This is a genomic window from Archaeoglobus sp. (assembly GCF_017656475.1).
GTDB lineage: Archaea > Halobacteriota > Archaeoglobi > Archaeoglobales > Archaeoglobaceae > Archaeoglobus.
The window spans coordinates 58,630-70,349 of the sequence record NZ_JACDNT010000002.1 but is presented as its reverse complement, the minus strand read 5'-3'; the positions used below and the strand labels follow the sequence as shown (position 1 = coordinate 70,349).

The window sequence follows — 11,720 nt, the reverse complement described above, 5'->3', positions numbered from 1 at the left end:
TTAAAAGAGCATATTTAAACCTTCAATGAAAGCCTCGACCGATGCCATGATTATGTCCGTCCTCGCACCTCTTGCCGTCACAATCTTATTATCCTTCTTCAACTGCACAACCACATCAACGAGAGCGTCGGTTCCGCCCGTTATGGCATCCACGTGGTAGCTTACAAGCTTTATGTCTGCAAACTCCTTTATAGCCCTTCTTATGGCGTTTATCGCCGCATCAACCGGACCGAGACCGACAGCAGCCTCTATCCTCTCCTGACCATTTATCCTGAGCTTCACGCTTGCCATCGGCATGACGTTTTTCCCGCTGAAGATTGCTAGGTCTTCGAGCTTGACCTTCTTCTCCCTCTTTATCTGCAGCACCGTCTCAATTATCGTTCTTACGTCGGCATCCGTGACTCTCTTGCCCTTGTCTCCAATCTCCTTTATTCTTGCGAGAATTTCTTTCATCTGCTCTGGAGTCGCTTTGTAGCCGAGCTCGTTCATTATCGCTTCAACACTTGCCCTTCCAGCGTGCTTTCCGAGAACGATGACTCTTTTTCTCCCCACAACCTCTGGGGATATAGGCTCGTACGACTTGAAATCCCTGAAAAGGGCTGAAGTGTGAATTCCACTTTCGTGTGTGAAGGCATTGTCTCCCACAATCGGTTTATTTGGAGGAACTACAACTCTTGAAAGCTTCTCTACAAGCTTTGACGTGTTGTACAGCTTCTCCTTCCTAATTTTAGTTTTAATTCCGTAGAGGTATTCAAGGGCAATTACAACCTCCTCTATTGCCGCATTTCCGGCTCTCTCGCCGAGACCGTTTACGGTTCCGTGGAACTCCTCAGCTCCAGCTTTGATGCCGAATATGGTGTTTGCGGTAGCGAGTCCAAAGTCATCGTGACAGTGGATTGCGAGAGGCAATTTGACCTCAGCCTTAATTTTTCTCACGGTCTCCTCCATCTTTTCGGGAGAGAGTACTCCCACGGTGTCCGCAAAGGTAATTCTGTCCGCCTTAGCCTCTTGAGCCCTTTTGAACAGCTCGATGACGAAATTTAGATCAGCCCTTGATGCATCCTCAGCACCGAACTCGACTATAAGCCCCCTCTCCTTCGCGTACTCAATTGCCTCGATGCTTTTCTCGATTACGTACTCCTTGCTCTTGCCGGGAAACTTGGCGTTGATGTGAATATCTGATGACGGAGCAACCATGAAGATGGAGTCAGCATTGGCATCTGCTGCGGCATCTATATCTTCCTTTTTTATCCTCGCAAAGCTGCAGATTTCGGCATTCAGACCTCTCTGCGAGATTTCCTTTATTGCCTGAAAGTCGCCCTCAGAGGCAATTGCTGTTCCTGCCTCGATGATGTCAACTCCAAGGTTGTCCAGAGCCTCGGCTATCATCACCTTCTGCTCTACGCTCAGCGATACTCCGGGAGTTTGCTCACCGTCTCTCAGTGTTGTGTCGAGGATTTTGACTTGCACGGTTTTGCAGATAACGACTGGGTAAAAAAACTTTGGCATTCCAATAGGTTTAAATGAACTTCAGAAAGAGTATTGACATGGATGACGAAGAGAAGGAAAAGCTTCTTGAAAAGCTCGCTTCCCAGCAGTTGAGGGCTGACTACCGAAAAGCCCTTGGGAGTGAGCACAAGAGGAGGTATATGGATTCTGAAATCGAAAAAATATTCAAAAAGGGGAAGAAGAATGAACGCTGATGAGTTTGTGGAGGCATTTAACAATGCTAAGGATTTGACTGAGCTTGAAATACTCGCTGAAGTCGGGAAGAGTCTTTCTGGGAGCCTTGATGGCCACGAAAAGGGGAAGGTTCTCGGAACCTTAGGAAACATTTACTACGCTATGCATAAGCTGAAAGAGGCTGAGGAGGCTTACCGTGAGGCTCTAAACCTTTACATTAAGCTTTCGGAGGAGGATGAGAGCTTTCTGCCGTACGTGATTGGTTGCCTATACAATCTCGGCAATCTTTACCAGATTTCTCGAAAGTACGCTGAGGCTGAGAAGGCCTACACGGATGCCCTGAAACTTCTCGGAGATGTAAAAAACGACCAGAAGCTGGCGATTTTGACTGCCCTTGGAACAATGTATGCAAAGCTGGATATGAAAGAGCATGCTGAGAAAGCTCTGATTGAAGCGTTCAACATGGCAAAGGAGAAGGGAGACGTTAGAATGATGGGGATGCTTCTGAACAATCTTGCCGTGGTTTATCAGAGGGGAGGGAGAAAGAGAGAGGCGGAGATGCTGCTGAAAATGGCCCTTGATGCTTTAGAGCAGGTTGGAGAGGACTTGAGCATAGCCGCGGTTCTGCAGAACCTTCTGCCGTATTTGGATGAAAGTGAGCTGAAAAGGGTTATGGAGCGGCTTGAGAGCTTTGGAGAGCTTCCGATAGATCTAAAGGCGAAGATAGCTTACTTCAAGGCAAGGAGAGCAGAGGAGAGGGGAGAAGATTTTGCACAGCACTACATGGAGGCGGCATGTCTTGGCTTCATGGCGTACAGAAATTTCGGCTTTCAGTCTGTGAACTTCATGCACTGCCTGGACAAAGTCATTGAGTCAGATTCAGAGTTAAGAGAAGACGCCGTCATCCTCAAAAAGCTGATTCTGAAGTACTACTATGGAAGCCAGAAGGTCGAAATTGATTTCGGCACAAGAATTGGCAGGATGGTCAAGGCTGTGCTGGATGGAGAGGACATATACGAGGACGGCGTTGTTGAGGACACTGTCAGGCTGATAGCTGAAGACCTGCTCAAGGCGGGAACTAAAATTTAATTTTTGTCTAAGTTCTCCCTCCGAGATTGAGCTGACAAGGATAACTCTAAATCATCCATTGGTTTACTCATCCTTGCATTGCTGTAATTATGCAATTTTCGAGAAAACTGTGTGATAATTTTATTACTAAATAAAATTAAAAAAGATTAGAGACTCTCGAATAGATTCCCTCACTCCTCCAAGATCCTCTCTGCCTCCTCCCTGTAAGCATCCATAACGTATGGGATGCCGGAAACCTTTGCTGCTTCTTCTGTCAAAGCAATTAAGTCGTTTCTGGATATCGTTGAAAGCTTGAAGTTTCTGCTGCCCGCCATCAGCTGCTGCAGTCCAACCTTTATTTTCTGAGAGAATGTGTACATTGCTATAGCTCCGGCTGGAATTTCCTTTATTCTGCTTCCGTATTTTTCTTTCAGCTCTTCATAGGTTACGAATATCTCCTCCAAGCTATTTCCGTATTTGGCAACGTTCTTTGGCAGATTTCCTTCCTTCAACCACTTCTCAATGTTCTTACCCACCATGCCGGGTATCATCAATGCCCTGCCCATACACACTGCTTTCACGTAGGGAGCACCCATTGCGATTGCCTTGAATATTCCATCTTCGGTCGAGAATCCTCCAGCAATGGCAATGTCGGGAACTCTAAATCCTCTCTTGTCCAGCTTCCTGCAGAATTGGTAGGTAAGGGATTCAAGGTAGAAGGTCGGTATTCCCCATTCGTTCATCATCGGCCATGGGCTCATTCCCGTCCCTCCTCCTGCACCGTCTATGGTTACCAAGTCCAGCTTTGCCTCCGATCCAAGCCTAAGTGCGAGGGCTAAATCAACTGCTGAGTATGCACCGGTTTTCAGCGTTATTCTCTTGAAGCCAATGCTTCTCAGCCTGTCAACCTCTTCAAGGAAGGACTCCCTGCTCACAAACCCAAGTCTTGAATGCCTCTCGAACTCCTTAATTTCCCCTTCCTTAAAAGCCCTTTGAACTGCGGGATCTTCGGGATCGGGCAGGACTATGTAGCCCCTCCTCTTCAGTTCAAGAGCTCTCTCCAAAGACTTTACCTTTATCTCTCCACCTATGCTCTTCGCTCCCTGCCCCCACTTCAGTTCTATGGTCTCCAGCTCATGCTTGCTTGCGAGATATTCAGGAACACCGAGTCTTGTGTCCTCAACGTTCGCCTGAACTATCAGCTCACCGTACCCTTCGTAGAATTTCCTGTAAATCTCCACTCTTCTATCCATTTCCGGTGATCTCTTCACCTTCCCTTCAGAGTCAAGCTCAAGTTCGGGGTCTACACCACAGACGTTTTCACCGCAGACGATCGTAATACCAGAAATTGCTGCACCTACTGCAAAGTGCTCCCAGTTTCTCCTTGCAATGTCGGTTGAACCCAGAGCTCCCGTGAAAATTGGAAGCCTCATCTTGACCTTCTTATCCCATCCGTATTCTGTGGTTGTGTCAACATTCGTGAAAATTGCTTCGTCAGGGCCAATATCACCCTCAAGACCCTTCGCACCTCTTGCATATCCCTGTATGTTCAGATGTGAGTAGTCAACAGGATACTCCTTATCTGCTCCGGCCGTCACGTATCCAAAATCCTGGGGATAAAGTACTTCTCTCCCTCTGAAAGATGCGAGCCAAGCCTCACACCCTCCTCTGCACCCGTCAATGCACCTTGAACAAAGTCCAGAGAATGGAACAACGCTCCTGGAGCGGTTAAATGTTCCTGTCGCCTCATCTGCATTCGGTGTCCTTAAATTTCCCATCTCACCACCTCCTTTTTACTTCCGGCTTTGCCCTTCAACACCAAGTGTATTTAAATTTTACCCTATTAATACGTGTATCTATGTGTTATTTGTATATGTTAGTATTAGCACGTATGTAGGACAGAGAGGAGATTGAAAATTCCTTAATATTTCTGGCTTATATTTAAGAATTCTTGACTGAGAAAGTGATAATGCAAAAAAATATATATCTTGAAGCAAAAAAGGGCTTAAAGGTGATTAAATGGATGAGTTTGAGAGAGTAAAATCGGTTTTGAAAGAAAATAACGTTATGCAGGTTCTCTGCGCTTTCACAGACGTTAGAGGTTATCTCCAGACGTTTTCGATTCCCGCAAGAGAGTTTCTGGATGGAGATGCCTTTGAAACAGGAATCGGTTTTGATGGTTCTTCAGTCAGGGGTTTCAGAACAATAGAGAAGAGCGACATGATCTGGATGCCGGACGCATCGACGCTGAAGGTAATACCGTGGACTGATGATCCGATTCAGAAGTCGGCGATAATGTTCGGGAACGTTTACGAGGCCTGGGGGAATGAGATTGCCGATTGCGATCCTCGCGGTTATGTGGCGAAGAGATATGAGGATATGCTTAAAGCTGAGGGAATGTCGGCAATCTTCGGCCCCGAAATCGAGTTCTTCGTTTTTGAAGGGGTTGATTTCACCCGCCTGAGCTGGGACATGTGGGTCTCGCCGAATGGTGGTGCTGGTGACAGCTGGGGGCCGCCGAGAGTCATGCCAATCAGCCCGGAAGTTGAGAGTGGTTATACGATAAGGCCCAAGGAGGGCTACTTCAGGCCTCCACCTGAGGATACAACAGTTGAGTACAGAAACGAACTTTCATACTACCTTGAAAAGTTGGGTGTTGAGGTTGAGTACCACCACCACGAGGTTGCGACTGCCGGTCAGGTGGAGCTGAACTTCAAGCCAAAACAACTCGTTGAAGTTGGAGATGCCTTCTACCTCTACAAGTTTGCAGCAAAGAATGTTGCGGCAATGCATGGCCTATATGCAACATTCATGCCCAAGCCCCTCTATTTAGACAATGCCAGCGGGATGCATACGCATCAAAGCCTGTGGAAGGGGGAGCCATTCAGCGGTGATGCAATATTTGCCGATCCAGACGATGAGTACATGCTTAGCCAGAAGGCGAGGTACTACATAGGAGGGCTGCTTGAGCACGCCAAGGCTCTAACTGCTCTCTGCGCCCCAACGGTTAACAGCTACAAGAGATTAGTTCCAGGGTTTGAGGCTCCCATTTATATCTGCTGGAGTCTGAGGAACAGGTCTGCCCTTGTTAGAGTTCCAATGTATGTCAAAAAGCCTTCGGCAATAAGAGTGGAGTACAGGGGCGTTGATCCGAGCTGCAATCCGTATCTTGCAATCACCGCCCAGCTCGCTGCCGGTCTGGATGGCATAAAGAAAAAGATCGATCCCGGCGATCCACTGCTTGAGGACGTTTACGAGCTAACACCAGCCCAGAAGAGGGAGCTGGGTGTTGGTGAACTTCCAACAACGCTGAGGGATGCGATAGACCATCTGGCGAGCGATGAGGTGATGCACGAGGTTCTCGGCTCGCACATCTTGGATGCATTCATGGAGCTCAAAATTGATGAATGGAACCAGTACTGTCTGTACATAACGCCCTGGGAGTTCATGAAGTACTTTGACGTTTGATTGATTTTAATTTTTTAATTTGCTTTTTAGTCCACCTTTCTGCCACATCCAAATCCTCAAAGCAAGTTCGAAAGGTTTCAGAAAACCTACCTTCTCCTTTAACCTCAACCTGTTCTCAGTAGCAATCGATTGTTACAATATCCCCTTTCATAAGCAAAAGGTTTAAATATATGTAGTGACCATTAAATTACGGTGGCGGCGGGTTAGCTGATGCTGTAGCTTTCCCGCCGCCAAAGAATGGGAGAATTTATATAGTGGAAGGTGAGATGAAAGGTGAGAAAAGGAGGTAGAGAAGTATGAAAAGGTTAGGAATAATAGGCGTAATAATGGCGGCGCTTTTAGTGATATCAGTGACTCCAGCGATGGCCCTTACACCGAGTATAGAAAATGTAACAGTGGATGATGGACCCATAACGGTAGGTGATCCAGTACATCTACTGAATTTAAAGCTGAGTGACGATGAAATAAATCTCGGTGAGTCAGTAACTATAACGGGTTCGTGGGTATCAACTGGAGAAGACCCATGTAAGACAACAAGGTTCTTGGTTGTCGTTAAGGCATCTGATTTCGTTGATTTCTGGGCTGGTGATGCTACCTACGATGACTTACTTGATAATGCTTTACTGAAGGTTCAGGTAGACTGTGAAGGGGCTGAGCTGAATAAGGAATTTACACCAGATGTTTCTGGAACCTATGTCGTGTTCCCGTTTGTCTACAACACAACTTCGGGGTATAGTCATAATGTTACCAATGGAGATCCGACACATCTGGGATTCAAGGTTAACCCGCCAGTTGCAGGGAAACCTGAGGTTTCCATTTCGGTCGACAAATCGTCAGTGGCCATCGGTGACTGGGTTAAGGTTGAAGCGTCCATGAGCACATCGACCGCCGTCTCGGAGATAAAGGTCTTCGTCACAGGAAACGACAGGTACATCGAGCTGTGTAACGCATCAGCAGGGGGCTACCACACCCTCAGTGAAGCCTGTGGGGACGATACATGGTGGGTGCCAATTAAGGCGGGCGAGTATGCAAGAAACTCCAGCAATGCAATGATAGCAACCGCTGCGCCTTTCTGGGCTGTTATATCAGAAAAAGTTCCTGCATCGGACCTTCCAGAGGGAGTCTATGTAGCGAAGATTGACGTGAACTACAAACACAATGAGAACAGATCAGAAGCTACAGCCGTATTTAGTGTTGTCGAGGCTGAGATAACCCAGTTGAATGTACCCGACACCCATGTGAAAGGAACGGACTTGGTCATTACTGGTCAGGCAACACTCGCAAAGAGTGGTACAAAGAATGACAACTTCACACTGAAGTATACTCAAAACGGTGCTGAAAATGTAGCTTGGTTGAACATCACAACAATGGATGATGTGCTTAAGGTAGGTCCAATAATGGCGTACATCGACGAGGGAGGTGAATTCAAGTTCAAGATAGATAGCTTTGGAACCAAAGTCCCAGGAGATCTTGAGCTTGGCTACTACAAAGTGAAAGTGTGGATAGATGCGGATGGCGATGGAGTTGCAGAGGATGAGATTGTCGATCTAATGGAGCTGAAAGAGGGGACAATTACGGTATCGGTTGATAAACCCACAGTGAGCAGGGGTGACTCCTTCAAGATTATAGTGCAAACGAACTTTAAGATCAATACTCCAGTAAATCTTACAATAAGTGAGGACGACCTTGGTGATCTATACGCTAACGATACTCCAGATGATCTGTGTGTAGACATGGGTGGCTGGTATGACTCCAGCGAGGATGAGTGTGTGTTCACCCAGGGAGTAGACGCCACAGGTAAGGCCGAGTTCAAATTTGATGTAGCTTACAACGCAGAGTTGCATGACTACAGGTTTAAGGCAAAAGATACTATGGGGCTGGGACTTACTGCAAGTGTGAGAGTTGAGGTGGTCAAGCAGATACTGGATGTTACGGTTGATAAGACGACCGTAATCAGGGGCGACAGCTTAGTATTCTCAGGTACAACATCTCCTGACCAAATCGTGTGTATCTATTCTGACGAAGAGGACTACTTCTATCTTGGTAGTGAACACGTAGCGTCAGAGGCAGACCTTGATGACGGCGTGTGTCCAAATACTGCCCAGGTTATGGCAGATAAAGATGGCAACTTAGAGTTTGAATTGGATGTTGACGCAGAAGCTGATCCAGGAACGTACTATGTGTATCTTGTTGCACCAGAAAACATCACTGATGGGCAAGTAAATTATGTCGATAGGGCAGCAGATGCTCAGAAGATGTTCTCCATAGTCGTTAAGGATCCGTGGGTAAAGGAGATAGTAGTGCCAGGAGTCCTCCCGTACAACGGTGAGACAGATGTCTCAGTAGTTGTTGAACCTGGTGACCGCCAGAAAGTGAAGGTTGGGTACGTCTTTGAAGGACTTAATGTAGATTACAAAGACTATGACGATGCAGCGTATGACTTGGATGCCAACAATACAGCGACGTTTACGCTTGATTTAGACAAAATTGCTGACGATGAGGGCCTTGATGAAGGACTCGTTCCGGGTCTCTATGTGCTAACCGTTAAACTGTTCATCTACACAGGTCAGGAGTATGAAGAAGTTGATTCAGCCGAAACTCAGAAACTGATCGAAGTGGTGCAGCAGACTCTCGATGTGACGTTGGAACCAGAAACCCCAGTAGTTGGAGACACCTTGAAGATCAAGGTAACTACGAACAGGCAAATCTCAGGCTATGACGGAATTTGGGTAGTATTTACCGGAAACAACATCGAAGATGTTTTCCAGGTTGTAGTTAACTCAGAGGGCGTCGGAGAGATTACTATAGAGACTGCTGGTTATAGCCCAGGAACCTACAAGTTGTATGTCCGTGACACGGCTAAGACTCCAAGAGATGAGATAGATACAGAATACATCAAAGAAGTGTATTATCTTGATCCGACAGAGTCCTTAGCTAGAGAAAAAACTGCTCACGATGACTTGCTCGTGATCAAGACAGTCGAACTCCTCGAAACCGCACCAGCTACGACAACCACCGCGGTTACAACAACCACAGCCGTGACCACAACCACCGCGGTTACAACAACCACAGCCGTTGAAGAGACCACAACCACCGCGGTTACAACCACAACACCACAGCAGGGCGGTGGAGTGCCCGGCTTCGAGGCAGTGTTCGCAATTGCCGGACTGCTGGCAGTAGCATACCTGCTGAGGAGAAAGTAATTCTCCAAATTTTTTCCTTTTTTATTTTACGATAAAGTTTTTAAGCTACGGTTCTGTATTCTGTTTATGAAGAAGATTGTGGCAGTACTGCTCCTGCTCATACTGGCTACTCCAGCCCTAGCTCTTGAAACCCTTACAAAGGATAACTTCGACACTCCTGAAACCGAGATAAAACCAGGGAAGGATTACTATTTGCCGGGAGACGAAGTTACTGTAACATACAGGATAACTCCCAATACGGATGACGATATGGAGTTAATTGGGGGTGAGAGGGATAATCCACGTACTTACACCTTCGAAACTTCTCTCGAAAGTACGAAGTGGATTATAGCAGTCAACTATTACCTCGGAAGCAAGACCGAAGAGTTTCTGAATGATGATAAAGTCAAAATTGAGGTCAAATATTTTTATGTCAACGAACAGAAGAAAGGTGTTAGAAGCATAGAAGTGAACTTGTCTGGCACAGTACCTTCTGTTTCCGAAAGACTGGAAAGTATCGATGTGGTCAATGTTTCAGTCGAAGAGGCTGAGGAAGATGCGCTCCCACCCCTGAAAATAAAGGTTGTGAACACACAGAAGTTCAGCGAGGACATTCAAAAGGTAAGGGAAGATGCAGATTCCCTTAAGTCAGACTTGGAATCGGCAGGAGTGCAGTACAACCAGTCTGATTTTGATGAGATATACTCTCTCCTTGAGAGTGCTGAAAGCCTCGTGTCTCAGGGAAAATATGTTGAAGCGGATGAGAAGATAAGCGAGGCTGAGGAGAAGCTTGACGAGATTGCTTCACAGGCCAACAAGCTAAAGGCCGAGACTGAGAGGGATTACGTTGAGGACATGCTCAACAAAGCGTACCTGAACCTGAGCGTTGTAGAAGTCGCTCTCAACAAAGTTGCTGACAGCAAGAACTACACCGCCTATGTAGAAACCTACGCTGAACTGAAAAGTCAGTATGATAGCCTGAAGAGTCAGTTTGACGATGCAAATCAGATGATAGAAGATAAAAAATACTCTGATGCTTACGAAAAGCTCAAGGAGTTGAAACCACAGGTTGAAGACCTTTTGAGCAATATTGACAAGCTTAAGACAAAGATTGAAAACGAGAAGTCAGAGGAGGGTGGCTTCAGCTTACCATCACTCAATATTGAACTGCCAATTTCACCGCTGTACATCATTGCAGGCATCATTGTTGGGGTAGTAGTGGTGGTGGCAGCAATAAAGTTCAGAGGAGGGAGAAGAAAATGGGACGAGCTCCGTTAATTCTTCTTCCTGTTCTTTTGCTATTTACCACAGCCTCAGCTTATGACTTCGACTACTCCTGCTCCAAAACATTCGACGATTACTACTTCGGCGGAGAATACCTCTATTTCACCTGCACAGTAACTCCCGACTCCTCAAGCGACGCCAAGCTGGCAGACGACCAGGAGTATCATGTTTTTACCCAACTTGACTCCTCAGCGCTTGCAGTTGTCGTTGAGTATCGGGATGGAAAGAAAGTGCTCTACCCCTCACCTCAGGATGAGTATAGCTCCGATGGGGGTGAAACAGAACTCAAGATTTTTGTCCCTGAAAGCGATGATGGTGTGGATGAAATTGCTTTGACAGTTTCTGGATATGTGCCGGTAATCGACTCAAGGCTTGAAAACCTGACGGTGCTGAAAGTGGAGACTGAGGAAGAAGAGCTAATCGGACTGGAAATTACGGTTGTGAACAAGCAGAAATTTTACTCAGACATAAGGAATTTTGAAGATGCAGAGTGTGCCGATGAGAAAAAGCTGAAGGAGGCCAAGCTGCTTTACAATGATGAAAAGTACAGGGATGCTGAGGAATTGATGGAAGATATAGAGGATGCTGTTGAGGAGTGCTACGTTAGCAGCAATATGAAATCCTACCAGTCCAAAATCGACGAGCTGAAAGCTTCGCTCACTGAAATCAACAAAGAACTCATTCTCATTCAGTACAGAGTCGAAAACGAGAGAGACAGGATCGAGAACTATGAGGAGGTTAAGGCCAGATACGAGGAGTTGTACTCAAACATTGGCAGTGTTGATGAGGCAATAGATGAGGTGGAGAGGCTGGTTAACGAAGGGAAGTTTACCACTGCAGATACAAAAATAAACGAGATTAAGGATTCTCTTTCTTCGCTGAAGCTGGAAGTCGAGGAGCTTAAGAAATCAATCAGGGAGAAAAGTCTGATTGATGCTGATCTAACCACAGTTGCCGTGGCAGGTGGTGGAGTAGCCTTAGTTGCAATAGCAATAGCTGTCATAATGAATTCGAGAAAAAAGGACAAGTGGTAGC

At 46.4% G+C, this 11,720-nt stretch carries 8 protein-coding genes; 6 read left to right on the top strand and 2 right to left on the bottom strand.

What is annotated here, in order from left to right; all coding sequences use genetic code 11:
- Positions 1-1,470, bottom strand: coding sequence for a 2-isopropylmalate synthase (locus H0Z19_RS01010; protein ID WP_290722939.1), 1,470 nt, complete (start codon positions 1,468-1,470; stop codon positions 1-3).
- Positions 1,471-1,547: 77 nt separating this feature from the next.
- Here H0Z19_RS01010 and H0Z19_RS01005 point away from each other — a divergent pair, with 77 nt between their 5' ends.
- Both H0Z19_RS01005 and H0Z19_RS01000 read left to right on the top strand, forming a co-directional pair.
- Positions 1,548-1,703 (top strand): hypothetical protein, encoded by a 156-nt coding sequence (locus H0Z19_RS01005; RefSeq protein WP_290722936.1) that lies wholly within the window; start codon positions 1,548-1,550, stop codon positions 1,701-1,703.
- Positions 1,693-2,772 (top strand): tetratricopeptide repeat protein, encoded by a 1,080-nt coding sequence (locus H0Z19_RS01000; protein WP_290722934.1) that lies wholly within the window; start codon positions 1,693-1,695, stop codon positions 2,770-2,772. The genes H0Z19_RS01005 and H0Z19_RS01000 overlap by 11 nt, the downstream gene beginning before the upstream one ends.
- Before the next feature lie 170 nt (positions 2,773-2,942).
- On the opposite strand, the gene H0Z19_RS00995 is transcribed toward H0Z19_RS01000, so the two are convergent.
- Positions 2,943-4,529, bottom strand: a complete 1,587-nt coding sequence (locus H0Z19_RS00995) for a glutamate synthase-related protein (protein ID WP_290722932.1) — start codon at positions 4,527-4,529, stop codon at positions 2,943-2,945.
- 241 nt (positions 4,530-4,770) lie between these two features.
- Between H0Z19_RS00995 and glnA the strand changes: the two genes are divergently transcribed.
- The 4 genes from glnA to H0Z19_RS00975 all read left to right on the top strand — a co-directional run bounded on the left by glnA (position 4,771) and on the right by H0Z19_RS00975 (position 11,719).
- Positions 4,771-6,219: a type I glutamate--ammonia ligase gene (gene glnA, locus H0Z19_RS00990; RefSeq protein ID WP_290722930.1), complete on the top strand. Its 1,449-nt coding sequence runs from the start codon at positions 4,771-4,773 to the stop codon at positions 6,217-6,219.
- A gap of 296 nt (positions 6,220-6,515) precedes the next feature.
- Positions 6,516-9,422: a PGF-CTERM sorting domain-containing protein gene (locus H0Z19_RS00985; protein ID WP_290722927.1), complete on the top strand. Its 2,907-nt coding sequence runs from the start codon at positions 6,516-6,518 to the stop codon at positions 9,420-9,422.
- A 66-nt stretch (positions 9,423-9,488) separates the two neighbouring features.
- Positions 9,489-10,679, top strand: a complete 1,191-nt coding sequence (locus H0Z19_RS00980) for a hypothetical protein (RefSeq protein ID WP_290722924.1) — start codon at positions 9,489-9,491, stop codon at positions 10,677-10,679.
- Positions 10,661-11,719, top strand: a complete 1,059-nt coding sequence (locus H0Z19_RS00975) for a hypothetical protein (RefSeq protein ID WP_290722921.1) — start codon at positions 10,661-10,663, stop codon at positions 11,717-11,719. The genes H0Z19_RS00980 and H0Z19_RS00975 overlap by 19 nt, the downstream gene beginning before the upstream one ends.
- Position 11,720 lies beyond the last annotated feature (1 nt).

Excerpts from the sequence above, each read along its gene's own strand:
- H0Z19_RS01005 (WP_290722936.1), top strand. The coding sequence starts at position 1,548 with ATGGATGACGAAGAGAAGGAAAAGCTTCTTGAAAAGCTCGCTTCCCAG.
- H0Z19_RS01000 (WP_290722934.1), top strand. The coding sequence starts at position 1,693 with ATGAACGCTGATGAGTTTGTGGAGGCATTTAACAATGCTAAGGATTTG.
- H0Z19_RS00995 (WP_290722932.1), bottom strand. The coding sequence starts at position 4,529 with ATGGGAAATTTAAGGACACCGAATGCAGATGAGGCGACAGGAACATTT.
- glnA (WP_290722930.1), top strand. The coding sequence starts at position 4,771 with ATGGATGAGTTTGAGAGAGTAAAATCGGTTTTGAAAGAAAATAACGTT.
- H0Z19_RS00985 (WP_290722927.1), top strand. The coding sequence starts at position 6,516 with ATGAAAAGGTTAGGAATAATAGGCGTAATAATGGCGGCGCTTTTAGTG.
- H0Z19_RS00980 (WP_290722924.1), top strand. The coding sequence starts at position 9,489 with ATGAAGAAGATTGTGGCAGTACTGCTCCTGCTCATACTGGCTACTCCA.
- H0Z19_RS00975 (WP_290722921.1), top strand. The coding sequence starts at position 10,661 with ATGGGACGAGCTCCGTTAATTCTTCTTCCTGTTCTTTTGCTATTTACC.